Here is a 26,143-nt window from a genome sequence, read left to right as displayed (position 1 = left end):
CGCTCTATATTCATCTCTCCCCTATTAATACCCTTACTTACTCTATTTAAAAACCCTTGCCGCCTGAACTGCCTTTTTCCAGCCATTATATAAATCCTTCCGTTCCTGTTCTTCCATCTCGGGTTCGAATTTCTTATCGACTGCCCATAGCTTTGAAATCTCTTCCTGACTTTCCCAATATCCGACAGCGAGCCCCGCCAAATACGCCGCTCCTAACGCTGTCGTTTCACTAATAACGGGTCTTTCGACTGGTACATTCAGGAGGCCGCTTTGGAATTCCATCAAGAAGTTGTTTTTGACAACCCCGCCATCAACCCTCAATGCCTTTAGGTTAATCCCTGAATCGACTTCCATGGCGCTAAGGACATCTTTTGTCTGGTAGGCCAATGCTTCCAATGTTGCCCGGACGAAATGCTCCTTCGATGTCCCCCTTGTCAGTCCGAATACAGCTCCCCTGACATCACTATCCCAATAAGGGGTGCCTAATCCAACAAATGCGGGAACTACATAGACACCATCGGCTGAAGTGACCCGCAAAGCATACTTTTCACTGTCTTTCGGATCATGCAAGAGTTTCAGTCCATCCCTTAACCATTGTATGGCCGAACCTGCGACAAAAATACTTCCTTCCAAGGCATATTCGACTTTTCCATTCAGCCCCCATGCAATCGTGGTCAACAGGCCATGCTCTGATTTCACTGCCTTTTCTCCTGTGTTCATCAGCATGAAGCATCCGGTGCCATACGTATTCTTAGCCATTCCTTTTTCAAAGCATTCTTGGCCGAACAATGCGGCCTGTTGATCTCCCGCTGCTCCGGCAATCGGGATTTCGTGCCCAAAGAAATGGTGTGGCGCTGTTTCCCCGTATACCTCCGATGAAGAACGAACATCCGGAAGCATCGACCGCGGAACCTGCAGGATTTCCAGCAACTCTTCGTCCCACTTCAGGTCATGAATGTTATACATCAGCGTCCTTGAGGCATTCGAATAATCGGTTACATGTGATTTACCACCCGAAAGTTTCCATATCAGCCACGTATCGATCGTACCAAACAATAAGTCTCCGTTTTCAGCCTTTTCCCGTGCCCCATCTACATGGTCGAGAATCCATTTCACCTTCGTTCCGGAAAAATATGCATCAATCAATAATCCGGTTTTCTGCAAAAATAAGTCATCGAGGCCTTCACCCTTCAATTGCGTACAAATTTCGCTAGTCTGCCGGGATTGCCAGACGATGGCATGATGAATCGGCTGACCTGTTTCCTTATCCCATACCACAGTCGTCTCCCGTTGATTCGTTATGCCAATTCCAGCGATCTGTTCAGGCCTTACATTCATTTCCGATAGACAGGATGCGATTACCGATAGGATGGAACCCCAAATTTCATTGGCGTTATGCTCCACCCATCCTGGATTCGGAAAATATTGGGTGAATTCCTTTTGGGCAATATGCAAAACTTCCCCGCTTTTTTTAAATAAAATGGCCCGGGAACTTGTCGTTCCCTGGTCCAATGATAGTATGTAAGTCTCCACGGCTGTCTCCTCCTGCACTTAAGAAAAGGTTCATTTCAGCTTAAGTGTCATGCTGTTTTTTCTTTCTTCATTTTACTAGATATACCCTTGAAAACAAAAAATATATAAACTACAGCAGAAAACTGAAAAATATTGGCAGGTTAAGAGTTTATCTTTTACAATGAAAATAAGATTGATAGGAGGAATGGAAAATGAATAACCATGAAATAGATTTTAAATTATATGGAGATGACATGCAGTTTGTTGAAGTGGAATTGGATCCTCAGGAAACGGTGATTGCCGAGGCTGGAAGCTTAATGATGATGGAAGATCAAATCAAGATGGAAACCATCTTTGGTGATGGGTCTTCAAATGGTGACAGCGGAATGATGGGTAAGCTATTCGGGGCCGGGAAACGGCTACTTACTGGTGAGAGTCTTTTCATGACGGCTTTTACGAATGAAGGACGAGATAAAAAACACGTTTCATTCGCATCGCCATATCCAGGTAAAATCATCCCGATGGATTTAAGCGAGCTGGGCGGGAAAATCATATGTCAAAAAGACGCGTTCCTGGCGGCAGCGAAAGGCGTTTCAGTCGGAATCGAGTTTCAAAGAAAGATAGGGGCAGGCTTCTTTGGCGGTGAAGGGTTCATCATGCAAAAACTTGAAGGAGATGGAATGACCTTCGTTCATGCCGGCGGCACGATCCATAAAAAAGAATTGGCTGCAGGAGAGATCTTACGTGTCGATACAGGATGTTTAGTAGCAATGACTAGCGGGGTAGATTATAATATTGAAACTGTAAAAGGCGTGAAAACCGCTTTGTTCGGCGGCGAAGGTTTATTCTTTGCAACATTAAAAGGACCCGGAACAGTCTGGGTGCAATCTTTGCCATTCAGCCGGCTTGCCAGCCGTGTATTTGCTGCAGCCCCGCAAAATGGAGGATCATCCGAAGAAGGCAGCGTAGCTAGAGGCTTATTCAATTTATTCAACGATAAATAAGAACCGGACCAATGGCTGCCATCCTGGCAGTCATTGATCTCTTTTAAAAAGGATGGGTAGCTACATGCAGCTTGTTAAGTGGTCCTACATGAGACGCTATAATATCAGGGCAATTTTTGATCAATTCCCGAATTCGCCTGTTATTTTCCGAAAAATAAGAGATTACTATTTTGTTTATACCGTTCACTGGACAGCTGCCGATGCCCCTATCGGCATAAAAGAGCTTGAAGAAATGGAACATCTGCTCAACCGTGAGCTCGGGACTGAACTGCAATATCTCTGCCGAAAAAAATGAGTTACTCCTCGTACATCATTTTTCTTGTCATGCCTCCATCGACGATAAGATCCTCACCCGTAACGAAATTATTTTCCGTTGCCGTCAAATAAAGACAGGCCCTTGCAATATCGTCCGGTTTGCCAACCCGATTGGAAAAATGCTGCTGGTGATCTTTATCCCTCAGCGATTCATAATCTCCCGTTTCAATCCACCCCGGAGAAATCGAATTGACCGTAATTTTCTCTTTGCCCAAAGAAGCGGCAAGTGCATGTGTCAGTGCTTTGATCCCTCCTTTGGTTGCTGCATAGGATTCCGAATCAGGCTCAGACATCATCGCTCTGGTTGATGCTATATTGATGATTGCACCTCCCATTTCATTTTTCCGCATCGATTCTGCCGCGGCCCGGGAACAAAGGAAAACACTGCGCAAATTCGTATTCATCATATCGTCCCATTCCTCAATCGTCAGATCATAAAGCGATTTGAATAATGCCTTTCCTGCATTATTGATTAATATATCAATGGTCTTATATGTTTTTAGAGTTACATCCATCAAATGATGGATGTCAGCTTCCTTGCGTACATCCGTTTTGACGAACATGGCTTCATGACCGTTACTTTTGAGCTCTTCCACACACAGAAGTCCTTCCCGCTCTGCCAGATCTGCGAGAACGACTGAAGCCCCGCTTTCTGCATATCCCTTTGCCACGCCTCTCCCTATCCCATTCGAAGCGCCTGTTACAATCACCGTTTTATTTTTGAAACCCATTATTCCATCCTCACTTTCACAGATTTGTCCCTATCATAATATCCAATTCGCTTCACTTTAAACAATTTCCTTTCATCAATAACCTGCAGGACCCTTATATTTTTGTAGCTGCCCTAAAGTGATGTATGATAGATGGTAACAACAAGAATGAACCAGAGTGAAAGGCATCCGCTATTATCTTTCTTACAGTGTAAAAATTTATATTGGAGGAATGTAAAAATGGACTTATTAAAAAATGTGTTTTCTTTAGGATTAGGTGCTGCCGCTGCTACAAAAGAGCAAATTGAAAAAACGGTGGACTCTCTTGTCAAAAAAGGCGATATCAGCAAAGAAGACTCCAAGGTCCTTATTAAGCAATGGGTCGAAAAAGGGGAGCAAGCCCAAAAGCAGCTGGATGATTCCGTCAAGGCCAAAGTCAATCAAGCCCTCAATGGCCTAAACTTGGCAACTAAAGAAGAAGTCGAGGAATTGGAGCGCCGTATCGTAATTTTGGAGAAACAGAACCAAAACTTACAACCGTGAAAGGAGGTACTTGAATGTTTCGCAAGCGACTGAAACACGCACATCGTTACCAAGAAATCATTAATGCCTTCTTGAAAAATGGGTTTGGTTACTTCATCTATCGCCTGGGATTATCCGAGAGTAAAGCGGGATCGAAACTCCAACCCGATGAAAACCTGAACCTCCGCTCAATCGGAGAGCGACTGCATACGATATTACAAAGCTTGGGACCTACATTCATTAAACTTGGTCAGATTGCAAGTACGAGGCGTGATTTCGTTCCTGACGAAATCGTCCGCGAGCTTGAAAAGCTACAGGACCAGGTCACCCCCTTTCCATTTGATAGGGTCCGTAAAATTGTCGAAGCCGAATTGGGTGATTCTTTGGAAAACATTTTCCTTGAATTTAATGAAACCCCACTGGCGACCGCTTCGATTGGACAGGTCCATACGGCTCGGCTTCCATCAATGGAAGTCGTCGCAATCAAAGTGCAGCGGCCAGATATTCTGCCGACTGTGGAAACGGATTTGGAAATTCTCGATGATTTGGCAAGACTTATGGAAGCACGCATATCTTGGGCAAGACGCTACCAAATCAGAAAAATGATTGATGAATTCGCTAAATCACTCCGCGCAGAACTTGATTATAACTCCGAGGGTCGAAACGGGGAAAGAATAGCCAAGCAATTCACCGATGATCAAGGGTTTAAGGTACCAAGGATCCATTGGGAGTTTTCCACAAAAAGGGTCCTGACAATGGATTTCATTCAGGGAATTAAGATCAATCATTATAAACAGCTTGATGAGGAAGGTTATGATCGCCGGCAAATCGCGGAAAGATTAGCGAACTCCATGCTTCATCAAATATTGATCGATGGCTTTTACCACGGTGATCCCCACCCTGGCAATATCATCATATTGCCAGGGAATGTCGTCGCACTCATGGATTTCGGAATGGTGGGACGTCTGGAGGAAGAAACGAAATATCAGTTCGCCTCACTTGTCATCAATCTGAAACGCGGAAGCACCAATGGATTGATCAAGACGCTTTCAGATATGGGTCTCTTGACGGATGAAATCGATATGGCCCCATTAAGGGGGGATATTGATGAACTGCGAAATAAATATTATGATATCCCATTGAGCCAAATCAGCTTAGGCGGAGCAGTCAATGACCTGTTCACGGTTGCCAATCGGCACCAAGTCCAAATCCCACCCGAATTCACGATGCTCGGCAAGGCTCTGCTTACCATGGAGGCCATCGTCGAAGGATTAGATCCTAATTTCAGCATCATGAAGGCAGCTGAACCTTTTGGGGAAAGGCTTTTTAAAGAACGCTACAACCCAAAAAACATTGCGAAGAACGCCTGGAATCAATTCATCGAGTCTGCTGAAGCCATTGCCGAATTGCCCAAGGATATCAGGGAAGTGACAGGTATCATTAAAAAAGGGAAATTGCGGCTCGATATCAACATTCCCGAACTTCAAGTTTTTTTACATAAGCTTGATCAAATCTCGAACCGGCTGTCGTTCAGTATCATCCTGCTTGCATTCAGCATAATCATGGTCGGTCTCATTATCGGCTCTGCAATAGGCGGGGAAACCTTGATCCTTTGGAAGATACCGGTTATCGAAATTGGTTTTGTCGTTGCAACCCTGATGTTCTTACTCATGCTCTACACTATTTTCAGATCCGGAAAAATGTAAAACTTCTTAAAATGGAATTCAGATTGGTCTCATCCCGAACGTGGAGTAGGAGGCACTTTATCATGGAAACCATAGCCTAAAAACCAGCGGTAAGCCATATTTGTTTCAACTTCTTCAATTGTTTTACGCATTGAACGAATTCCGAAGCTATATTGAATGAAAGTCAGTTTAACTAATATAACTGGATCAATACTTGGGCCTTCTACCTCTGAATACATGCCTCCAAATCATAAATGAAAGAGAAGTCAATGGCAGGCTCCATTTTAAGAACTAAGTTGCGCTGGCACCAGTTGATCTAAAGTAATCATTTCAAGTTGATCCCGCTGAATAGAATCATGTTTAGAAAGCATCCTCATCACCTCAGGTTTTAATACTTCTATTTTAAAACAAATATGACTCTAGGCAAAAATGTTCTATCAAAAAGGTAAAACAAAGTTGATTGGAACGGAAGGTACGAGACTCCTGCGGGAAAAGCGCGTCTAGGGGAGACCCCGCAGGCGAAAGCGAGGAGGCTCACCGACCGCCCGCGGAAAGCGAGTGCCCTACGTTCCAATCAACGTCCAAATTGTACAAGCCATAAAAATAGACAAACTCGATTTTCATCGAGTTTGTCTACATTCCCCTTTGGTAAGGGGGTTCCCTTTTCTTGATTTGATTCATTGGTTTTTTATCCGACGTTCATATGAAACGGCATACGCACCATGGCGAAAATGCAAGATCTGGTCTTCCGAGCATTCGATTCCTTCAGGAATATTGGTCGGATCAAACAATAAAGTATCTTTACACACTTCCAATTTTTTGGAGATCATTAAATGCCCTATCGTGATTACCTGTTTATCTTCCGACCAAGCTGTAGTCGGATCGTCAGTCGGGTCATTTTCCCCTCCTATTTGGATGTTCAATTTAAAGCCCACCGGTCCTTCTTTAAGCCTCTTTTCCATTTCTTCTTCCAGATACTCCGGCGAATGCTCGGCCACCTCCCTTTTTTCTAACATACTAAGGCCCGCATCTGGCACCCACTCGTACTTGATTGCCTGCCGCCTTCCTTCCTTGTTAATGAAATAGAATGCGTGAATGGAGTAATATTGGCACGTTGAAAAACTGGCTGGAGAACGCATTTCTTTAAGCATTTGCAAGCTTGCCTTGCTTTCAGGGTATTTCCACAGGATTTTTGCAAGCTCTTTCAGATTGGGGAAACCTTCCTTTGCAGATTGGAAAAAGCCAGCAATATCAACAAACGCTTGCGGGGTTTTCGCAAAGAATAACGGAATGGTCACAGTAATAAGATCTGACACCTTTCCATTCGGCAAATGAAACTTGACTGCCATGCCCTTTACAGGGGAAATGGCATCAGGATGGCTTGGAATCGGTGAGCTATTTGAAAACCGAATGATCACCGGCACGGCTTCATCCTGTAGATGCGAAGCCACCGTTAAGGGGGACGCTTTTCCGTTTGGGGTAAAAACCCCCTCATAAACATATCCCCTTGCATGCACACGTCGATAACCAGGATGTGTTCCTGCTACATTTTCAATCACATTTACTGCTTCCCTGGCCAGTCTAGGTTTGTAGTCGTCGGTTCCTTCCATGATACCTCACCCCACCTTTTCAGATTATAATTCATTATTACATGTACCCCTTATTCCATTAGCTTATTCTTTCTTGAATCACCGAAAGCATTGATTGCAAAAAAAAATACCTGGCGCTGCAAACATATGTCATATCTTTATGGACACGTGATTTTATCCATTAATTCTAGAACCGTTCAAAATGATCAGCATATACAGATCTCTTTTTCTTCCATTATAAAAATACTCATTCCTGTTCCGGCTCCACCTGTGAAAGGATCACATGGGTAACGGTTGCCGCAAAAGGAATGGTCCGATTGATGAATTCCTCCACTTCTTCAAGGCTCTGAGTGTGGATTTTCAGCATAAAGCAAGCCTGCCCGGCAATTCGATAACAAAAGTCAACATTCGGCACCTTGGAGATATACTTTTTGAATTTCTCATATTCCCCATTTTTTATCGTAGCTTCCACGATACACTCAATTGGAAAACCTATCTTTTTATGATCAATCTCGGCAACATACCCTTTAATGATTCCGAACGACTCCATTTGCCGTACCCGTTCGGCAACGGTGGGGGCCGAGAGGTTTACTTTCTTTGCCAATTCCCTCATGGAGATTCGGCTATTCAACGTTAATTCGGCAAGGATGCTCTGGTCTTTCTCATCTATTTTCATTTTTAAATTATTCTCCTTCTTCTCTTTACATTCATTCATTATTAAACCGCATTACTTTACAAACGGAATTAAAATTCCTGGATTTTTATATTAGGATTATCTCAAAGGAGAGATGTTCATGACAAGAATAAAAAACTCATCACAGGGCTCCAGTCCATTCCAAAGATTATTTCATTCTGAAGAGATTTCGCATAAATGGTCGGACCTCTCAGATTGCATATCTGCAAATGGGAAACTTTCGGAGAAATTGAAGGAAAACGTCAGAAGAGTGCTGGCATACGGTAATGGCTGCTCATACTGTCAGGCAAAAGGGACTCCGCTAAAGCCGGAAGATATGAAAGAAAGCTATGCAATTGCCTTTGCGGAAGTATTTCTCTTGCAACGTGAAAAAACGGAGGAAAAGTTTTTCCAAGTATTGAAGGAAGTGTTCAGTGATGAAGAGATTTCTGAACTATTGGCATTCATTTGTTTTACAACCGCCCAGCAATATTTCGGGGCTTTGATGGATTTACAATAACACCAAAAAAGGAACAGGCCCTCCGCCTCGTTCCTTTCTGTAAAAAACCTAAATCCTACCCTTCATTAGTTTGAACGATACCCGAATCCTTTATCAGCATCAGTTGAATGACCGCCTAGGATTTCGCACCATTATCCTCCATTTCATTGATCCTTGGAAGAATGGAGCGGGAAGGTACCGGGGATGTCAAAACCACAGATGTATTCAGATGTCCATAGGGTATTAATCGATCTATCAGTAATCTCATGCTGTCCATATCAGCTAAAGCCGCTTTCAAAAAATATCCAACTGTTCCTGTTACACGGTGGCACTCGATAATGTCTAAATCATTTTTCACTAATTGCTCAAAATCGGTAACAGGAACCTTAAGTTCACTCACCTGAATGAACACAAGTACACCCCTTCCTATTGCCAAAGGGGAAACCCTTGCGCTGAACCCCTCAATGATCCCCTTTTCTTGCAGGCGGTACATTCGTTCAGAGATGCTAGGTCGACTGAGAGCCAATTTCTTCGATAGTTCACTAATCGTAATGCGTCCATCTTTTTGTAAAAGTTCCAGTAAACTGACATCTATTTCATCCATGAAGCAACCGCCTTTCATAATGAAGGAATATAAGCATATATTTCTTTAAAATGTTGTATGGATAGTGAAAAATACATTCTTTTTTGTATGTAATTTTAACAGTTAATATTCTATCATTAAAATAATCAAATAGAAAAAGAAAATTCAGAATTTACCAAAGGGAGGAACCTGCATTGACCTTTACTAAAATCCCGGTTCGACAAAACATCGAAAGCATTCGCCCATATGTTTCCGGCAAGCCAATTGAAGAAGTGCAACGTGAACTTGGTCTTGAAACGATCGTTAAATTGGCATCCAATGAGAACCCATTCGGTTACTCACCTCTAGCAAAAGAAGCCATGCTTGCCGAAATGGAGCAAACCTCCTTTTATCCTGAAGGTATGGCGCCTGCATTAGCTGAAAAGCTGGCAAGAAAATTGAAGATCGATAAAGATCATATCATTTTAGGCAATGGATCTGATGAAGTGATACGTTTGTTGACACGAACCTATATCCAACAAAATGATGAAGTCATCATGGCTGATGTGACCTTTCCACGCTATGAAACGAATGTATTGATTGACGGCGGCACACCTGTAAAGATTCCTCTTATCAATGGTGTACATGACCTCCAGGGTATGTATGAAGCCATAACAGAAAAAACGAGAATGATATTCGTCTGTAATCCCAATAATCCGACAGGAACGATCGTTCAAAAAGAAAAGTTACGATCTTTTATCGAGAAGGTGCCGAAACATATTTTACTGATCGTTGATGAAGCATACTATGAATATGTCGATGATGCAGAATATTTAGAAACCTTGCCGCTTCTCAAAATGCATTCAAATCTGGTTATCTTACGCACCTTTTCAAAGATTTATGGACTGGCTGCTTTAAGGATTGGATACGGTTTAATGGATGCCTCCATCATACAAGAGCTAGTTAAAGTGAAGGAACCCTTCAATACCAATCGTTTAGCACAGGCTGCGGCATTCGCTTCCCTCGACGACGATCCATTTGTTGAGAATTGTGTTCGTAAGAATGAGGAAGGAAGAAGATATTTAGAAAATGAACTAAGCAAGATGGGTTTAACATTCTTCCCTTCACATGCCAACTTCTTGATGGTCGAATTGAACCAGCCTGGCAGGGACATTTTTGAGAAGTTATTAATCCAGGGTGTCATCATCCGTTCAGGTCATTTGCTAGGCTATGAAAATACTATCCGCGTGACCATCGGCACTCCGCTTGAAAACGAGAGATTCATAGCATCCTTACAACATATAATCAATAAAACATCTGGAGCATGACCAATCGAAATGAAGTTGCAGAATATCAGTGATCAGTAATGAAAGATACGACATGGACGCCTTTGCCCATGTCGTATTTTTTTTACGTGGATTTTATTTAGCGATATTCTTTTCTATTATAGGTGTTTCCTGTTTGTCCACATTTTTAAATTTAAAAATCGAAATCGAGATTAAGGCAGCCAACACAATCAGGCAAGCAATGATACTGATCCGATTCTGTTCACTGAACACGAACGTGACACAAATGATGCTTAAGGTGATTACGGTAAACAAGGTTACATATGGAAATCCCCATAATTTAAAACTCGGAGCTTTGGGATATGAATTGCGAAGTTTAAGCTGCGCTAAACAGATGCTGATCCATACAAGTGATACTACAAAACCCGGAAACGCCATTAATAGAGTAAATGCCTTGTCCTGAGCAACGAAAGTAATCATGGAGCCGACGACCAATACACCTGCACTTAATATCAAACTGTACATGGGAACGCCATTTTTTGATACATAAGAGAACGACTTGGGAGCTTCCCCTTCTGCAGCTAAAGAATGCAGCATTCGGGTACACCCATATATTCCAGAGTTAGCAGCTGATAAGACGGCCGTAATCAAAATGAAATTCATGATATGTGCAGATCCCTGAAAACCTGACATGGACAAAACTTGTACAAACGGACTTGCCTGGTCGCCAATTTCATTCCACGGAATCAAACCGCAGATTACAAGTATCGGTAAGGTGAAGAATAATACGACTCTCCAAATATAGTTTTTAATGACCTTAGGTAAAATGCGCTCTGCATCCTTTGCTTCCGTTACCGTCACCCCTATTAACTCGGAACCGCCATAGGAGAACATGACGATCAGTAATGCCGAAAAGATGGACATCCACCCATTTGGGAAAAATCCTCCATGCCCTGTGAAGTTTTGCAGATAATTAGATCCGCCGCTTGGGATGACTCCAAATAAAATACAGGCTCCCAATATGATGAATAAGATGATCATTGTAATTTTAATGCCGGCAAACCAAAATTCGAATTCACCATAATTTTTGACATTCATCATGTTAATTCCAATGATGAAAGCTGTACACCCTAAACTTAATATCCATAACGGGATTGCCGGGAGCCAATACTGCAAGAAGCTTCCTGCCACCACTACCTCAATGACACAAACGGACAGCCACATAAAACAATACATCCAGCCTACGATGAAGGAAAAGCGCTTACCGAATGCTTTCTGAACGAAGCCTTTCATATTCGTATTTGGATAGACAATTGCCATTTCCGCTATAGCACCCATGACTACAAGCAGTAATAATCCTGCAAAGATATAAGTGAATATGACTCCTGGCCCTGCTAACGATATGGTTTCGGCACTTCCTTTAAAAATCCCAGTACCTATTGCCCCTCCCATTGCCATCATGCTAATATGCCTTGGCAATAATTTCTTTTGCAATGACCCACCATTTGACTCCATTACATTTGCCTCCTTCATTCCATAATTTTCTCGTATAAATTAAACCCATTTCAATCGTTGAATGGCGAATAGATATGTTATCTCATCAACCGTTATGGTTTAGGAGTGGAAGGATCCAAAGCCTTATTGAAAACTCTATACTTCCCCAAAGTAAAAATGATATCAATATGCCGAAGGTTTTACAAGAGGGAATCATTACAGGCCAATACGGCCCCTGTTTGGTCAAACGCCGGGACGGATTTTCGAAATGGAATGAATTTACTGATAGCCTTGCCTTTCGGGGACAATTACCAGGTTTTTGACTCCATTAAGATAAAACATTCTAATCGGGGACTACATTGGTAATCCCCATTACTTTACCTTTTCCTATTTATTTACGATGTGAATTGCATGTCCCAAAACTGCCTCAGCCGCTTCCAGCCACCCCTCGGTCAAGGTCGGATGAGGATGCATGCTGAGGGCTATATCTTCGACCCGAGCCGCCAGCTCAAGGGCAAGGACCCCTTCACCTATAAGGTTGGAAGCATCAGCACCTACCATATGCATTCCGAGCAATATATGGCTATCGGCATCCACGATCACTTCTGCAAATCCCTCCGTTTCATTCGTTGCAAGCGCCCTTCCGTTGGCACTGAACGGAAATTTGCCAACCTTGACGCTGTATCCCTGTTGTTCAGCTTCTTCACGGCTTAAACCAACACCAGCTATTTGTGGTTCCGAGAAGATTACATAGGGAACATAAGGCGAGTCAACGGCACTTGGCAGCCCCGCTATTACTTCAGCTGCCACGATTCCCTGTTTGGAAGCTCGATGGGCAAGAGCCGGTCCAGGCGTAGTATCACCGATGGCAAAGATGTGCGGTACATTTGTACGGCATTCCATATCCACTGCTATATGGCCTTTCTCGCCAACCGTCACTCCAGCCCGATTCAGGCCAATTTCTTCAGTGTTAGGGACCCTGCCAATTGTAACCAGGGTCTTTTCGCTCACGACCGCTTCCGTCCCCTGTTCTTCCGAGGAAACAAGAAGATGCACTTGACCATCCACTACACTCGCTTTCTCTACCCTAGAGGATGTTTTGATATTGATCCCAAGCTTCTTGGCATTCCGGGCGACTTCCTTTACCAGGTTTTCAGCAACGTGGGGGAGTATGCGATTGTCCATCTCAATGATGGTCACTTTAGTACCCAGCTTTGCAAATGCCATACCCAGCTCGATTCCGATATATCCTCCGCCAATGATCGACAAGCTTGCTGGAACTTCCTTCAGCTGCAAAGATGATGTTGAATCCAATATATATTCTCCATCGACTTTAATGAAGGATGGAATGAAAGGCCTGGACCCCGTCGCAATAATTGCCTGTTCAAACCTGTAGGTTTCAAAATCGCCATCGGTTTCAACCCCAATGCGGTCATCAGATAAAAAAGTTGCTTGGCCTTTAACCACCGTCACTCCGTTTTCCTTACACAAATGGGCAATACCTTGCCCCAACTGGGATGTGATGCCCGCTTTCCAATCCTGCCAAACTCCCAAGTCCATAGTGGTTCCTTCCTGAGGTAGCCGGATTCCCATTTTCCCTAAATCGTTTAGCCCATGATATCGATCAGCTGCGTGAATCAATGCTTTTGAAGGTATACAGCCCCGATTAAGGCAAACCCCGCCCAGCTTATCCTTTTCAATCAGCACGACCGATTTTCCTAACTGGCCGAGACGGATAGCCGCAGCATATCCTCCCGGACCTCCTCCCATGATGACAACATCCGTCTCAACAGCAACTTCCCCTACTACCATTTATCTCATCTCCACAACTAAACGAATTGGATTTTCCAGCAATTCCTTGATTTTATTGGTGAATTGCACCGCTGTTACCCCATCAATCAAACGATGATCGAAAGAAAGAGACATATTCATCATTAACCGGATAACACCTTCCAAATCGCGAACGACCATGCGATGTTCCATTTTATGCAAAGCTAATATGGCCGCTTCCGGATAGTTAATGATCGGGGTAGCGTGCATCCCTCCGATAGGTCCTACATTGCTGATGGTAAATGTACTGCCTGTGATTTGATCAATACTCAACTTTCCTTCACGGGCTTGAGCTGCCAGCTGCCTGATTTCATTAGCCAGTTGGAAAATGGTTTTTTGATCGGCATGTTTGATCACTGGAACAATGAGACCCTCGTTTGTATTCGTCGCAATTCCAATATGATAATAATTTTTCAGGATGATTTCATTGGTCCTTTCATCAATTGAAGCGTTTAGTGTTTTGAACTCCTTTAAGGCGATGACAATGGCCTTAACGAAAAAAGGCAAAAAAGTCAATTTTATATCCTTATCATCTGAATACTCCTTTAATTGATTTTTAAATTCCTTCAATCGGTCCATTTCCAATTCATCTACATGGGTTACATGAGGAATGGTCGAAACTGACTTCACCATATGTTCAGCGATTTTTTTACGAATGCCTTTAAGCGGAATCCGCTCTTCCCGCTCATTTCCTATTATCGGGGCCATCTCTTGACCTGTCTTGTCATCATGCTGTTTGGCCTTTTCCCGTGTAATTGAATCATTCTCTTTAAACTGCTTCAAGTCACTTTCGGTAATTCGCCCTGCCGGACCGGAGCCTTTAACCTTCTCGATATCAATCTTCATTTCCCTGGCCATTTGACGCACGAATGGTGTTGCCAGCGCACGCACTGCCTGATGATGGTGTTTAGTCGTAATATGCTGCGCATTGACATTTACATCACCGGATTGCCCGACTTGGTTTTCTTCTTCACTAATGCCTGTATCCGGAACTGACACATCGTTCTCTTCCTGAATTGTGAATATAGTGGTTCCCACTTCCACGATATCCCCTACGGAAAAAAATATTTTCTTAACCACTCCCGCTGCCGGAGCTGTCAATTCCGCATTGACTTTATCCGTTTGCACCTCAACAATGGGTTGGTCCTGTTTTACCGCATCCCCTTCCTTGATGAGCCATTGGATAATTTCCCCTTCATGCATCCCTTCCCCTACATCAGGAAGTTTAAATTCCATCATGCGTCATCCTCCTTCTCCTTCTCCCTTAATCATTAAAATGATATCGTTTCGACAATTCCCTTTTTTACACGGTCAACAGTCGGTAAATAATGATCTTCTATTGTAAACGGCGGAACCGGTACATCAAATCCTGTTACACGCTTAATCGGCGCTTTCAGGTAAATAAGAGCTTCATCATTAATGATGGAGATAATCTCCGCACCTAGACCGGCAGTCTTGTGGGCTTCATGGACGATTAATGCACGACCTGTCTTTTTAATGGATTGCACGATCGAATCCCTATCTAAAGGGTATAAAGTTCTAAGATCGACCACTTCACACTTCCAGCCTTTTTCTGCTTCAATCTTTTTCGCGGCATTCAATGCCTCCCTTAACATGGCCCCCCATGCAAAAATGGTCAGGTCGCTTCCCTCCTGGACCACTTTTGCTTGACCGATTGGTATTCGGTACATTTCGTCTGGAACTTCTTCCTTAAAAGCCCGATACAATTTAGTCGGTTCCAAAAAAATCACTGGATCTGGATCTTCGAGCGCTGAAATGAGCAGCCCTTTTGCGTCATATGGATTACTGGGTGCAACCACCTTTAAACCCGGAGTATGGGCAAAGAAGGTTTCGACACTTTCGGAATGAAGTTCAGGACCCCTGATTCCGGCACCATATGGCGTACGGATTACGAGGGGCACCCCAAATTGCCCACGAGTACGATACCTCATACGGGCAGCATGGGAAACGAGCTGCTCGAACCCCGGATAAATAAAGGCGAGAAACTGGATCTCCACTATGGGCAGCATTCCGTTAAGAGCCAAACCAATGGCAGAGCCGATGATTCCGGATTCAGCTAATGGCGTATCCACAACTCGATCTTTTCCAAACTTCTCATAAAGTCCTTCCGTCGCTCGAAAAACCCCGCCATTCACGCCAATATCCTCACCCAAGATCATCACGCGATCATCATGACCCAGCATTTGGTCCAGCGCTTCCGTAATAGCCTGGAGCATCGTTAAATTTTTGCCCATCATTTCTTCCCGCCTTTCCTTAAGATTTGGTTCAATTCCTGCTTCTGTTCCTTAAGATGCCATGACTCCTCGGCATATACATGGTTAAACATTTCGAGCGGGTCGGATTTCGGATACGCTTCGGCCTTTTTAAGGTGAGCATCGATCAGTTCGTTGAATTGCTTTAACACCAATTCTTCCTGCTCTTCATTCCAATGACCCTCTTTATTCAAATACTTTCTAAGGCGTGTAATGGGATCGCGGTTTTCCCTCCAGAACGTTGAAATTTCGTCCTGATCGCGATATATGTTCGGATTGTCTGCAGTAGTATGGGCGCCATAGCGAAAGGTAATGGCTTCGATTAATGTAGGCCCTTCCCCTTTAAGCGCTCTTTCGACAGCCTCCTTTACAGTCATCCATACGGCAAAAATATCATTTCCATCCACCCGCACCCCATGGATGTCATAAGCAGCAGCACGCTGGGATATTGTTTTTGATGCCGATTGCTTTTCAAAAGGGACACTGATTGCGTAGCCATTATTTTGGCAGAAAAAGATTGTCGGGGTTTTATAAACGCCGGCAAAATTCAGTGCTTCATGAAAGTCCCCTTCAGAAGTCGCTCCATCTCCAAAATAGGCAATGCTAACATTCTTTTCGCCTTTAAGCTTACTTGCCCAAGCCGTTCCAACTGCATGAACCATTTGAGTCGCAATTGGAACACTTGGAGGCAATATCCTTTTTCCTTCTGGACAAATCGAACCATCAAAATGCGCCATCCAGTATAGGAAAACACGGTATAATTCCTGTCCATGAATGATTGCTGCTCCATGATCACGGTATGTGGGAAACATCCAGTCCCCTGCCGACAATGCCAAAGCGCTTCCTGCTTGGGACGCTTCCTGCCCTTCGAAAGGTGCATAAGTCCCGATCCTGCCTTGGCGCTGGAGATTAATTGATTTTCGGTCAAATGTTCTGAGCAGGAGCATGCTCTCATACATCTTTAACATAAGTGATTTATCGATTTTTCCATCAATTGCTTCAATGATTTCCCCATCAGGAGTCAATACTCGAAACATTTCCGGCTCAACTCCGCTTGAATGCGCTTTCATTATTGGGTTTCCCGTCTTTTCCATTTCATTTCTCCCCTTAAGATAGATTTGTTTCGCAAACTTACCTAGGTTTTGAACAGTCATGAAATAACAGCCCAAAATGTTTTTATTGGTCTTTCTGTCTGTGATTAAATGCTGTTTCATAAACTACATTTCCTTATATAAAAGGATAATACATCCATGTTTTTAATAATATGTTAAATAGAATGAATTTTTTACATATTACCTTTATTTAGAAGATGTTTTCTGATACTTCACCTTCATTTTGAAAATGAGAGCCTTTAATGGGAAGTTTCATAATGATTACCTTCAAAATGTGATATGCTCACGACAGATTTAGAACCTTCATTCCAAAAGTATCCAGCACAAAAAAGACCCATTATATAATATATGGGTCTTAGGCTGTATAAAAACTCCAAGAAATCAGTTGCCTACGTTTTTTTCAACAGTCCTCCGACTGCCTGCAAAGCCTCCCCGACGCAAGAGCCCGCGGGGCCTCGGCTAGCCAGTTTTTCGGCAGGAGTGTCGCATATTTCTTTCATCCAATGAGGATTACCGGTGAAAAACTTAAAGGATAAACTAGTCTAAAACTTGGTTCGGAATAGACCAGCCTGCAGTTTTTTCTAGAAAACATTCCTTTTGATTTCAGAAATCCGCATCCCTTTCCGCCAACTGCCTGCCAAGCGTCTGTGGGGTCTCGGCTAGCCAGTTTTTCGGCAGGAGTATCGCATATTTCTTCCATCCAATGAGGATTACAGGTGAAAAACTTAAAGGATAAACTAGTCTAAAACTTGGTTCGGAATAGACCAGCCTGCAGTTTTTTCTAGAAAACATTGCTTATGATTTCAGAAATCCGCTCCCTTTCCGCCGACTGCCTGCCAAGCCAACTCGACGCAAGCGTCTGTGGGGTCTCGGCTAGCCAGTTATTCGGCAGGAGTGTCGCAAATTTCTTCCATCCATTAAGGAGTACAAGAAAAAACATGAAGGATAAACTAGTCAATTAAACATGGTTCGGAATAAGACGAGCCAGCATTTTTTTAAAATAACACAAAGGTGATTGGAACGGAAGGCGCGAGACTCCTGCGGGAAAAGCGTGGCATGGGAGACCCCGCAGGCGCGCAGAGGAGGCTCCCGCCCGCTCGCGGAAAGCGAGTGCCTGGAGTGGAAATCAACGTTCCCATTTTACAAACCCACAAAAAAGCTGTCGGCAAACAATTATTATCTAGTTGGTAAACAAAAGGGCTCTATCTAATTAAAACAAAGGTGATTGGAACGGAAGGTACGAGACTCCTGCGGGAAAAGCGTGGCATGGGAGACCCCGCAGGCGCGCCGAGGAGGCTCCCGCCCGCCCGCGGAAGTCGAGTGTATGAAGTTGAAATCATTACACATACCCTCTTTCAGGGATCCGAAATTAGATCAATGTTACCCTTTTTGCATTTCAGGATGGGGTAGGACCCGCAACGGGAATTGCACCCAAAGGTAGAAAAGGTCTATTTTTCAAATGTTCCTTTAACGACAGCATGGCCATCTTTGACCATCATCTGCCCCATCGCGATAACACTATTTATTTCTAAAGTTTGTTGATTCATCATGATGATATCCGCGTCCTTACCTACCGAAAGCTTTCCCTTTGCAGATAGCTTTAAAATGTTTGCCGGGTTTTCCGTCACAACTCGTAGGGCATCGGCAATTGTCACTCCATCCTCGAGGACCGCATCGACAACACATTCATATAAGGACATGCATGTACCAATGTTCAAACCGCGCAGGTTGCCGCTTCCATCGAAGTCAGGCAGGCTGGCTTGCCCATCTGAAGTTATGGTGATCTGTCCGATTTCAACGCCTTCTTCTAGAGCCATTTTAATTGCTGTACTTGCTTTGACCTCTCCTTCTTCGAGGAATTTCTGGATTGTACTTGTCGTAAAATCTATATACCCCCCTTTTTTTGCATATTCCACCCCTGCATTGAATAAATGCGGATTTCGGTTTATATGTGTAGGGTAGAACTGAGTGATCGGAATTTCCGTTGTTTCGACAACTTCTTCAATTACATGCAAATGATCTAGACTGTCGCCGACATGTATGTTTACTATACCGCTTTTCCCTGATAACAGACCTCCATTACGTGCCTGCGAGGCCAGCTTAGCGAGTTCGGCTGCAGTCGGCTGCGAAGAACGGTGATCGGCAATGGCTATTTCGCCAACACCAATAATTTTATCCACAAGAATCAAATCATCCTCGATCTTACCGGTTAACGTCTTGACTGGAACTTGATACGAACCAGTCTGAACGAAGCAGCTAATTCCTTCTTCTTCAAGCGCTTTCGCTTTAGCGAGAAGTGCAGGCATCGTCCTTGTCGTTCCATCTGTGCCGATGACCCCTACCAATGTCGTTATACCCGCTAAAGTGGCATCTGTTAATTGGATTTCAGGTGTCCTCGTTTTAAAGCCCCCTTCCCCGCCTCCGCCGATAATATGTACGTGAGCATCTATAAAACCCGGAGCCACAATTTGACCACTCGCATCAATCACTATCATTTCAACGAAATTGGCAGGTACATCAATCTTGTCCTCAATAAAGCCAATTTGCTTTCCAACCAAGAGGATATCTTTTTGGCCCATATATTCCGGACCATAAAGCTCCCCATTTTTAATAAGTGTGAGCATTGTTCGTTCCCCCCTTAAAAAATTGAAATTTTCAAATAGGTTTCAAAATCTTTCACTCGGGTAAATATACAACATGACCCGCTAACAATTACATAAAAAAGTCCAAAACATACTTGTTCATTTTTAAACGTTGTAGCTGAATTGACATCTTGATTATGCTTTTCCAAAAGTATAAAAACAAAAGGAGTAAACGACATGAATAAAGTGATTTCTTCTGACATTCAAACAAATAAAAGATTATCCATGCGACAAATCATGAACCTATATCAAGTTACAAAAGAATTTAAGGGAAATATATATTTTATCTGCAACCATAAATTGGTCGATGCCAAGAAACTTTCGACTTTCGTATCCTTTGTGCTCATTCTTCAAGAGTGTGCAACAATGAAAGTCATCCTTGAAGGCGAGAATGTACATGCTATGCTAGAAAAAGTACAGGCTATTTGTAAAGAAAATGATGAAAGTGCATTCGCTTTCCAATCGAACCAAACCGTTAATATTTAAATGATTCCGACTACGTTATGAAGAGGGTGTATAGAAATGAGAACCATTTTAATGGTGATAGGCGCAATCGTCGTGATTGGCATAATAGCAAATCTAATTTTTTAAGAATGATGAAAGACTGTCAATGATTGACAGTCTTTTTTTTTGTTGATTTGATTTAGAAGGGCTTGATCATGCTAACGGACCTGGGAATCACCACGGAACCTCCCAGTCCCTCCATTTATTCAAGCCTTCCCGTATTTCATTTCCTTTGTCAATCCAATATTGTCTCCTCTTCTCCTCTTCTTCCTTCTCCTGTTGCTCAGCTATAAGAGCCTGCTGTTCTGCTATAAGCGGACCGATATCTTGAGCTTTAAAAGATTGAGCAGCTTGATTCTGTAACGCTTGCGACATTATTTTTTGAAAGATGAGTGCACTTCCCTGACTGCTGTGTGTCGTTAGATAATGATTTTTGTCCGTCTTATCATATCCAGCCCATACAGCACCGACCAGCGAAGGTGAATAACCGATGAACCATTGATCTTTAACCCCTGATATTCCTTCGATGGGTACTTGTGTGGAACCCGTTTTACCTGCTATTTCATAACCGGAAACTGCCGCGTTTTTCGCTGTGCCATATTCCACTGTTCCAAGCAGCATGGCATTCATTTTATCAACGGCTCCTACAGAGGTCACTTTGGTGCTCTTCTCTTTCCAGGCGGCAACTTCTTTTCCATCGGCATTTTCTATTCTTACAATGGCATGGGTTTCCATCCGTTCACCTTTGTTTGCGAAAGCTGAAAAGGCTCCTGCCATCTGCAGCGGGGACACACCTTTTTCCATCCCTCCTAAAGCGATCGACAGGTTTCGATCATCCTTGTCATATGGAATCCCAAACCGCTTAAGTGAATCAAGCCCCTTATCGATGCCAATCTCATTCAATAGCCAAACCGTTGGTACATTCAAGGAATTCATAACCGCTTCATACATGGGGACTTCTCCTTTATATTCACCACTCAGGTTTGTTGGCTCATATTCACCGAAGCTCATTTTTTCATCCTTTAAAGGGTCAGTGATATCATATCCCTCTTCAACAGCTGGCGTGTAAACGACAAGCGGTTTAATGGATGAACCAGGAGACCTTGTCAGCTGGGTTGCCCGATTATATCCCATGAATTGATGTTCACCTCTCCCGCCGACAAGTGCTTTTATGCCGCCGGTTTCAGGATCAAGGAGGACAGACCCGCTTTGAACCAGTTCTTCTGTACTCGTTCCAACTGGAAAATTAGCTGCATTCTCATACACGGTTTCTGTAGCCTGCTGCATGGATTGGTCCAGAGTCGTGTAAATTTTATAGCCCTTTGAAAGCAGCTCCTCAAGCTTAATTCCATATTTACTCGATGCTTCCGATAAAACATGATCGACATAATAAGGATACTTACCTCTTAATGGATCGGTTTCCTTCTCCCCCATAAGAAGTGTCACCGAATCTTTTTTTGCAGCTGCTTCTTCATCTTTCGTCAAATAACCATGTTCCGCCATTCTCGAAAGAACCAAATCACGCCGCTTCACTGCACCGTCCAAATTCTTGTATGGATCAAGTTTGGAAGGCAAGTTAATGACTCCCGCCAGCAATGCTCCCTCGGCAACGGTCAATTCAGATACCTCTTTGGAAAAATAAATATTTGCTGCCTTTTTGATTCCCCATGCCCCATGGCCAAAATAAACTTGATTCAAATACATTTCCAGGATTTCATCTTTTGTATATTGATTTTCAACTTCCTGGGCGAGAAAAAACTCTTCTATCTTCCTCTTCAGTGTTCGATCCGATTCCAGCATCGTGATTTTCACAAGCTGCTGGGTAAGCGTGCTCCCGCCTTCAACAACACTTCCAGCCTTCGCATTTTTAACCAAAGCCCGCATAATCCCTTGATAATCTATGCCGTGATGTTCATAAAAACGGTGATCCTCAATGGAAACCACCGCTTGTTTCATATGTTCCGGTATTTCATCTATCGCAACACCTTCGGATTTATTTGCCGTGATCGTACTGGCAAGATTCCCATCCAGATCATAGATTCCTGTCGGTTGCTGAAGCTTATTTTCAAGATGACTTATATCAGCACCCTGCTTGAAATACAATAGTGAACCGGCGCCTAAAACCACTATCGCCAATATTATAATTAGACCTAATTTCACTAACCCTCTCATTTGTACCCCCATTTTCCCATCTGCGACATGTTTCATTAAAAATATTTTACCCTTTTTATTAAAGAAAACTCGTCGATTGAATAAAAGGCCGAAGCTAGGCGCCCTTTTCTTGTAGTACTATACTCGGATATCGGCACCCTTGATGATATTTCTTCATCGTCTGAGCATGACAACTAACTGAAGGACCAGATTTCATCCTACCATTTTAACTATGCTCGTATCTATCCTTTACCCGTAAATGGCAGTCTATATACAGATTAAAGGCGTGAGGCCATTTAAAAGTGGGTATAACACCTTTAAGGTCTTAAAAAGGGGAGAGATGATATTAATGAGGGACTTAAAACATATTGTCGTCGCTTTTGATGGAAATGAAGAGAGTAAACGGGCCGTCGAATATGGAGCAACATTGAAAAAGGCCTTTCCAAAAGCCGAGTTGACCGTAGTTCATGTCCTAAATGATAAGGTTGAACAGCGTATCATCGGTAACGCCTCCGCGCCGGGGTTCGTGCCCTCTGCCGGATTTTATGTGGATCCAGTCCAGACACATCCTGTTGTTGAAGTTGACCAGCCAAGAAATCAAAAGGTAAATGACACCCCTTCCGCCCTCGAGAATAGTATTCAGAACGCAGAAAGTAATACGTTGAGATTATTAAGTGAATGTCAAGTGACGGGAAAATTCGAACTATTGGAAGGATATGCGCCAGATAGCGTATGTGACTTTGCAGCGAGAACTTCAGCTGATCTTATCGTTGTCGGCAATAGCGATAAAAGCGGTTTGGAAAAATTCTTCCTTGGCAGTACAAGTAGTTCCATTGCGAAAAACGCACCATGTTCGGTATTCATTGCAAAATGAAGAATGAGCGGGTTTTTCCCTATTGGTTCGAGTAATACATTCTCCGAAAAAGGCCGGATTCATATAGAATCCGGCCTTTTTGTTAATAGGATTTTTTCAGTATTACATTCGGAGCAGCCGAAAGACACCGGGTTGCTAATTGTTGCCCAAACCACATCCTGCATCAGTGCTGACTATCAGGTTCAAAATGCCTGAATCAGAACCGTTCACTCTCAGCCTTTAGGCTCCCCTTGTGGAAGTATTTAATTTTCGATCAACGGTTAGAATATACTATTAGTTTCTTTAAATGAGAATTAAAGAAACTGTACATGTCATCGAATTCACATTTTACCATCATGTAAATATCATTTCGTTTATCCAACATCTTTACAGACTTTCAATACACCTGCTGAAAACCAAGTTAGATGGCTAAATATGACAATTTTTCTATAGACTCACTAAGGTTTGATTTGGTATCTTTATTAAGCCTAATTTACATTGGGGAGGGAATGGACATGGATAAACATTCGATATCAGCTGAAAAAGGCGCCTACATAAGCATTGCCGCTTATATATTCTTGTCTGCTCTTAAATTGTCATTTGGTTATTTCGGTGATTCTAAAGGGCTTTGGGCTGATGGTTTAAATAATACGACCGACATCATCGCTTCCATAGCCGTTTTGATTGGTTTGAAAATTTCAAAGAGACCTCCTGATGATAATCATTCATATGGTCATTTACGGGCGGAAACCGTAGCGTCATTGGTAGCTGCCTTCATCATGATCACAGTGGGCCTTCAGGTTGTATTCAGTGCCATTGAATCCTTCTTTCACCAAGATTCAACAACCGTTCCCAGTATGCTGACCGGTTATGTCGCTCTATTCTCTGCAATCTTCATGTACGGAATCTACCGTTATAACCTTACATTAAGTAAAAAAATCAACAGCTCTTCCATCTATGCCGTTGCTCAGGATAATCGTTCCGATGCCCTTGTCAGTGTTGGTGCTTTCATTGGAATCATCGGTACTAAGATGGGAATCCCTTGGCTGGATGCGATAGCTGCAGCAGTCGTTGGGGTCATCATATGCAAAACGGCCTGGGATATCTTTCGTGATGCTTCCATCTCTTTAACCGATGGTTTCGACGAGCAGCTCCTGCAAAAGATCGGACAAACCATTATATTGACAGAGGGTGTTAAAGACATGAGTGAAATTAAAGCCCGGATGCACGGAAGTGAAATCCTGCTCGAAACTACCGTTCATGTCAACCCTCTTTTGACCGTCATTCAAGGTCATGATATTACAGTTAGAATCGAAGAAAATCTTTTGAAGGAATATAATATCCAGCATGTGATCGTACACATCGAACCATATGCATTTCATAAAAAAGGTAACCGTCATTAACTTTACGGATACCTTTTTTTGTTATTTATTCCTGTAATTACTGTAATAAAACTGTGTCAAAAAAAGGTATTTATTGATTGATTGCCGAATATTTATCCAATTGACACATGTTAAAAGAACAGTAATCTGTTATCATGAAAACAAGTTGTAATTATTTTGATATTTTGTAATTTTATTCAAATAAAGCACTTTCTGGGTCAAAAGTAAATTCATTTTCCTACAGTATGGAGGGCAAAATGGTATCTAATCGAGAAATGACCATTCACTTTTTATCTTCTCAAAAAAACAGTATCATTTCCAAATGGAAAGATGAGTTGCTGCATTTACCGGACGGATATCTGGGGTATTTTAAAGGAGAAGTGGAAAATATTTTTAATTTGCTAATGGATCAGGTTGGAAAATCGGATACTGACATAGACGATGTACTGAAGGTCGTAGGGGAAAAAATTGCGGCTGATCGCGTTACTAAGCAATTGGATATGGAAAATTTCTTTTCCACTGCAACCATCGGGAGATCCGTCATCATAGAGCACATTTTGAATTCCGGAGCACACAAAGAAGAAATATCGGCTCTAATAAAACGGGTAAACGTTTACTTCGATAAACTCATTCATTTTGCATTATCCCATTATACCGAATTGAAAACGATGGAACTTGAAGAACGCTATCAATTCATAAGCCCAAACCATAAAGACCGTTTGACGCTCCTTGGCCAAATGACCTCGAGCTTTGTCCATGAATTCAGAAATCCACTGACTTCCATCATGGGATTCATACAATTATTACAGGCAGAACAACCTGAGATAAAGTACCTTGATATCATTTCAAAGGAATTGGATCAGCTCAATTACCGGATCACGCAATTTCTTAATATTTCCAAAAAGGAGACTTCAACAACACAACCTGATCTATTTTCCATTGCTCAGCTTGTGAATGAGGTGATCGAATTTTTATATCCCAGCATTTTGGAAGTTAATGCTTCCATTACATGCAATATTGCCGAGGATGCCGTAATTTCGGGTTCTAAAGAAGAATTCCGTCAGGTTTTACTAAATATTATATTAAATGCTCTTGATGTGGTTGCAGGGATGCCTTCCCCATCCATTTACATTTCAGGCTCTGAATCGCCACCCGGCATTCTTACTTTAAATATATCGAATAATGGGCCGAAGATACCTGACGACGTCCTGCCGAATATTTTTGAGCCATTCATCACCACAAAAAAAAGAGGAACGGGATTGGGATTATTCGTCTGTAAAGAAATCGTTTTAAAGCATCAAGGAACATTATCCTGTCACTCTACCGATTTCCTAACGACCTTTTCCATACAATTAAAAACTAAATAATGGATAAATATCCTTTTTTCCTTAGGCTTTTAGTGTGAAATTTTTGACTGATTGACGTCCAGTTACTTATACTAATAGGAAGGTTCCACTACTGATCGAGGTGAATGATCCTATAGATTGAAAATAAAAACCAGATTTCATACAAGATAGCGAATTATTTTTCCATCTAACATTTTAT

At 42.6% G+C, this 26,143-nt stretch carries 22 protein-coding genes and 1 pseudogene; 10 read left to right on the top strand and 13 right to left on the bottom strand.

Annotated features, from left to right (window positions below; translation table 11 throughout):
• Nucleotides 1-42: 42 nt before the first annotated feature.
• On the bottom strand, nt 43-1,533 hold the full coding sequence (gene glpK / locus ACZ9AO_RS07435) for a glycerol kinase GlpK (RefSeq protein WP_476108785.1): 1,491 nt from the start codon (nt 1,531-1,533) through the stop codon (nt 43-45).
• A gap of 191 nt (nt 1,534-1,724) precedes the next feature.
• Here glpK and ACZ9AO_RS07430 point away from each other — a divergent pair, with 191 nt between their 5' ends.
• Together ACZ9AO_RS07430 and ACZ9AO_RS07425 are read left to right on the top strand one after the other, a co-directional pair.
• Nucleotides 1,725-2,516, top strand: coding sequence for a TIGR00266 family protein (locus tag ACZ9AO_RS07430; RefSeq protein WP_048687434.1), 792 nt, complete (start codon nt 1,725-1,727; stop codon nt 2,514-2,516).
• 88 nt (nt 2,517-2,604) lie between these two features.
• Entirely contained in the window at nt 2,605-2,811 is a 207-nt protein-coding gene (locus ACZ9AO_RS07425) for a hypothetical protein (protein ID WP_476108784.1), read from the top strand.
• A 1-nt stretch (nt 2,812) separates the two neighbouring features.
• Here ACZ9AO_RS07425 and ACZ9AO_RS07420 read toward each other — a convergent pair whose 3' ends face one another.
• On the bottom strand, nt 2,813-3,562 hold the full coding sequence (locus tag ACZ9AO_RS07420) for an SDR family NAD(P)-dependent oxidoreductase (RefSeq protein WP_476108783.1): 750 nt from the start codon (nt 3,560-3,562) through the stop codon (nt 2,813-2,815).
• A 219-nt stretch (nt 3,563-3,781) separates the two neighbouring features.
• On the opposite strand from ACZ9AO_RS07420, the gene ACZ9AO_RS07415 reads away from it, so the two are divergent.
• Together ACZ9AO_RS07415 and ACZ9AO_RS07410 are read left to right on the top strand one after the other, a co-directional pair.
• Nucleotides 3,782-4,084 (top strand): phasin family protein, encoded by a 303-nt coding sequence (locus ACZ9AO_RS07415; protein ID WP_251538531.1) that lies wholly within the window; start codon nt 3,782-3,784, stop codon nt 4,082-4,084.
• Between the two features lie 14 nt (nt 4,085-4,098).
• The gene (locus tag ACZ9AO_RS07410; RefSeq protein ID WP_476108782.1) at nt 4,099-5,769 is read left to right on the top strand and encodes an ABC1 kinase family protein; all 1,671 of its coding nucleotides are present in this window, start codon (nt 4,099-4,101) and stop codon (nt 5,767-5,769) included.
• 33 nt (nt 5,770-5,802) lie between these two features.
• On the opposite strand, the pseudogene ACZ9AO_RS07405 reads toward ACZ9AO_RS07410, so the two are convergent.
• The 3 genes and pseudogenes from ACZ9AO_RS07405 to ACZ9AO_RS07395 all read right to left on the bottom strand — a co-directional run.
• Nucleotides 5,803-6,119, bottom strand: a pseudogene (locus tag ACZ9AO_RS07405) (transposase); the annotation flags it as partial.
• 306 nt (nt 6,120-6,425) lie between these two features.
• A complete protein-coding gene (locus ACZ9AO_RS07400) occupies nt 6,426-7,358 on the bottom strand; it encodes a catalase family peroxidase (RefSeq protein WP_251538514.1) in 933 nt (310 codons plus the stop codon).
• A 226-nt stretch (nt 7,359-7,584) separates the two neighbouring features.
• Entirely contained in the window at nt 7,585-8,013 is a 429-nt protein-coding gene (locus tag ACZ9AO_RS07395; RefSeq protein WP_048687443.1) for an Lrp/AsnC family transcriptional regulator, read from the bottom strand.
• 118 nt (nt 8,014-8,131) lie between these two features.
• Between ACZ9AO_RS07395 and ACZ9AO_RS07390 the strand changes: the two genes are divergently transcribed.
• A complete protein-coding gene (locus ACZ9AO_RS07390) occupies nt 8,132-8,530 on the top strand; it encodes a carboxymuconolactone decarboxylase family protein (protein ID WP_251538513.1) in 399 nt (132 codons plus the stop codon).
• 115 nt (nt 8,531-8,645) lie between these two features.
• Here ACZ9AO_RS07390 and ACZ9AO_RS07385 read toward each other — a convergent pair whose 3' ends face one another.
• Complete coding sequence (locus ACZ9AO_RS07385; RefSeq protein ID WP_476108781.1) at nt 8,646-9,113, bottom strand: Lrp/AsnC family transcriptional regulator; 468 nt, start codon at nt 9,111-9,113, stop codon at nt 8,646-8,648.
• 173 nt (nt 9,114-9,286) lie between these two features.
• On the opposite strand from ACZ9AO_RS07385, the gene hisC reads away from it, so the two are divergent.
• Nucleotides 9,287-10,399, top strand: a complete 1,113-nt coding sequence (gene hisC, locus ACZ9AO_RS07380; protein ID WP_251538512.1) for a histidinol-phosphate transaminase — start codon at nt 9,287-9,289, stop codon at nt 10,397-10,399.
• Between the two features lie 93 nt (nt 10,400-10,492).
• Here hisC and ACZ9AO_RS07375 read toward each other — a convergent pair whose 3' ends face one another.
• The 6 genes from ACZ9AO_RS07375 to iadA form a co-directional block, all read right to left on the bottom strand.
• Nucleotides 10,493-11,872 carry an amino acid permease gene (locus ACZ9AO_RS07375; RefSeq protein ID WP_048687449.1) on the bottom strand — a complete coding sequence of 460 codons (1,380 nt, stop codon included), beginning with the start codon at nt 11,870-11,872 and terminating at the stop codon, nt 10,493-10,495.
• A 366-nt stretch (nt 11,873-12,238) separates the two neighbouring features.
• Nucleotides 12,239-13,663 carry a dihydrolipoyl dehydrogenase gene (gene lpdA / locus ACZ9AO_RS07370; protein WP_476108780.1) on the bottom strand — a complete coding sequence of 475 codons (1,425 nt, stop codon included), beginning with the start codon at nt 13,661-13,663 and terminating at the stop codon, nt 12,239-12,241.
• Nucleotides 13,664-14,920, bottom strand: coding sequence for a dihydrolipoamide acetyltransferase family protein (locus tag ACZ9AO_RS07365; RefSeq protein WP_476108779.1), 1,257 nt, complete (start codon nt 14,918-14,920; stop codon nt 13,664-13,666). It lies immediately after the preceding gene.
• A 32-nt stretch (nt 14,921-14,952) separates the two neighbouring features.
• Nucleotides 14,953-15,936 carry an alpha-ketoacid dehydrogenase subunit beta gene (locus ACZ9AO_RS07360; RefSeq protein WP_251539038.1) on the bottom strand — a complete coding sequence of 328 codons (984 nt, stop codon included), beginning with the start codon at nt 15,934-15,936 and terminating at the stop codon, nt 14,953-14,955.
• Entirely contained in the window at nt 15,936-17,048 is a 1,113-nt protein-coding gene (pdhA, locus tag ACZ9AO_RS07355) for a pyruvate dehydrogenase (acetyl-transferring) E1 component subunit alpha (RefSeq protein WP_289349231.1), read from the bottom strand. Before pdhA ends, ACZ9AO_RS07360 begins: the two co-directional genes overlap by 1 nt.
• Nucleotides 17,049-18,514: 1,466 nt before the next feature.
• Nucleotides 18,515-19,690 carry a beta-aspartyl-peptidase gene (iadA, locus tag ACZ9AO_RS07350; RefSeq protein WP_476108778.1) on the bottom strand — a complete coding sequence of 392 codons (1,176 nt, stop codon included), beginning with the start codon at nt 19,688-19,690 and terminating at the stop codon, nt 18,515-18,517.
• Between the two features lie 195 nt (nt 19,691-19,885).
• Between iadA and ACZ9AO_RS07345 the strand changes: the two genes are divergently transcribed.
• Nucleotides 19,886-20,194, top strand: a complete 309-nt coding sequence (locus ACZ9AO_RS07345; RefSeq protein ID WP_476108777.1) for a hypothetical protein — start codon at nt 19,886-19,888, stop codon at nt 20,192-20,194.
• A gap of 192 nt (nt 20,195-20,386) precedes the next feature.
• On the opposite strand, the gene ACZ9AO_RS07340 is transcribed toward ACZ9AO_RS07345, so the two are convergent.
• Complete coding sequence (locus ACZ9AO_RS07340) at nt 20,387-22,384, bottom strand: transglycosylase domain-containing protein (protein WP_476108776.1); 1,998 nt, start codon at nt 22,382-22,384, stop codon at nt 20,387-20,389.
• Between the two features lie 328 nt (nt 22,385-22,712).
• Between ACZ9AO_RS07340 and ACZ9AO_RS07335 the strand changes: the two genes are divergently transcribed.
• The 3 genes from ACZ9AO_RS07335 to ACZ9AO_RS07325 all read left to right on the top strand — a co-directional run bounded on the left by ACZ9AO_RS07335 (nt 22,713) and on the right by ACZ9AO_RS07325 (nt 25,965).
• On the top strand, nt 22,713-23,237 hold the full coding sequence (locus ACZ9AO_RS07335) for a universal stress protein (protein WP_251543547.1): 525 nt from the start codon (nt 22,713-22,715) through the stop codon (nt 23,235-23,237).
• A 494-nt stretch (nt 23,238-23,731) separates the two neighbouring features.
• A complete protein-coding gene (locus ACZ9AO_RS07330) occupies nt 23,732-24,619 on the top strand; it encodes a cation diffusion facilitator family transporter (RefSeq protein WP_095390957.1) in 888 nt (295 codons plus the stop codon).
• Nucleotides 24,620-24,855: 236 nt separating this feature from the next.
• Nucleotides 24,856-25,965 (top strand): sensor histidine kinase, encoded by a 1,110-nt coding sequence (locus ACZ9AO_RS07325; protein WP_034314825.1) that lies wholly within the window; start codon nt 24,856-24,858, stop codon nt 25,963-25,965.
• Nucleotides 25,966-26,143: the final 178 nt, after the last annotated feature.

This window comes from Peribacillus sp. TE19612, assembly GCF_056279465.1.
Note: the sequence above shows the minus strand (reverse complement) of the source record. Positions and strands in the feature narration are given on the sequence as shown.

Coding starts and splice junctions, on each gene's coding strand:
- ACZ9AO_RS07430 (WP_048687434.1), top strand. CDS start 1,725: ATGAATAACCATGAAATAGATTTTAAATTATATGGAGATGACATGCAG.
- ACZ9AO_RS07425 (WP_476108784.1), top strand. CDS start 2,605: ATGAGACGCTATAATATCAGGGCAATTTTTGATCAATTCCCGAATTCG.
- ACZ9AO_RS07420 (WP_476108783.1), bottom strand. CDS start 3,562: ATGGGTTTCAAAAATAAAACGGTGATTGTAACAGGCGCTTCGAATGGG.
- ACZ9AO_RS07415 (WP_251538531.1), top strand. CDS start 3,782: ATGGACTTATTAAAAAATGTGTTTTCTTTAGGATTAGGTGCTGCCGCT.
- ACZ9AO_RS07410 (WP_476108782.1), top strand. CDS start 4,099: ATGTTTCGCAAGCGACTGAAACACGCACATCGTTACCAAGAAATCATT.
- ACZ9AO_RS07400 (WP_251538514.1), bottom strand. CDS start 7,358: ATGGAAGGAACCGACGACTACAAACCTAGACTGGCCAGGGAAGCAGTA.
- ACZ9AO_RS07395 (WP_048687443.1), bottom strand. CDS start 8,013: ATGAAAATAGATGAGAAAGACCAGAGCATCCTTGCCGAATTAACGTTG.
- ACZ9AO_RS07390 (WP_251538513.1), top strand. CDS start 8,132: ATGACAAGAATAAAAAACTCATCACAGGGCTCCAGTCCATTCCAAAGA.
- ACZ9AO_RS07385 (WP_476108781.1), bottom strand. CDS start 9,113: ATGGATGAAATAGATGTCAGTTTACTGGAACTTTTACAAAAAGATGGA.
- ACZ9AO_RS07375 (WP_048687449.1), bottom strand. CDS start 11,872: ATGGAGTCAAATGGTGGGTCATTGCAAAAGAAATTATTGCCAAGGCAT.
- lpdA (WP_476108780.1), bottom strand. CDS start 13,663: ATGGTAGTAGGGGAAGTTGCTGTTGAGACGGATGTTGTCATCATGGGA.
- ACZ9AO_RS07365 (WP_476108779.1), bottom strand. CDS start 14,920: ATGATGGAATTTAAACTTCCTGATGTAGGGGAAGGGATGCATGAAGGG.
- ACZ9AO_RS07360 (WP_251539038.1), bottom strand. CDS start 15,936: ATGGGCAAAAATTTAACGATGCTCCAGGCTATTACGGAAGCGCTGGAC.
- pdhA (WP_289349231.1), bottom strand. CDS start 17,048: ATGGAAAAGACGGGAAACCCAATAATGAAAGCGCATTCAAGCGGAGTT.
- iadA (WP_476108778.1), bottom strand. CDS start 19,690: ATGCTCACACTTATTAAAAATGGGGAGCTTTATGGTCCGGAATATATG.
- ACZ9AO_RS07345 (WP_476108777.1), top strand. CDS start 19,886: ATGAATAAAGTGATTTCTTCTGACATTCAAACAAATAAAAGATTATCC.
- ACZ9AO_RS07340 (WP_476108776.1), bottom strand. CDS start 22,384: ATGAGAGGGTTAGTGAAATTAGGTCTAATTATAATATTGGCGATAGTG.
- ACZ9AO_RS07335 (WP_251543547.1), top strand. CDS start 22,713: ATGAGGGACTTAAAACATATTGTCGTCGCTTTTGATGGAAATGAAGAG.
- ACZ9AO_RS07330 (WP_095390957.1), top strand. CDS start 23,732: ATGGATAAACATTCGATATCAGCTGAAAAAGGCGCCTACATAAGCATT.
- ACZ9AO_RS07325 (WP_034314825.1), top strand. CDS start 24,856: ATGGTATCTAATCGAGAAATGACCATTCACTTTTTATCTTCTCAAAAA.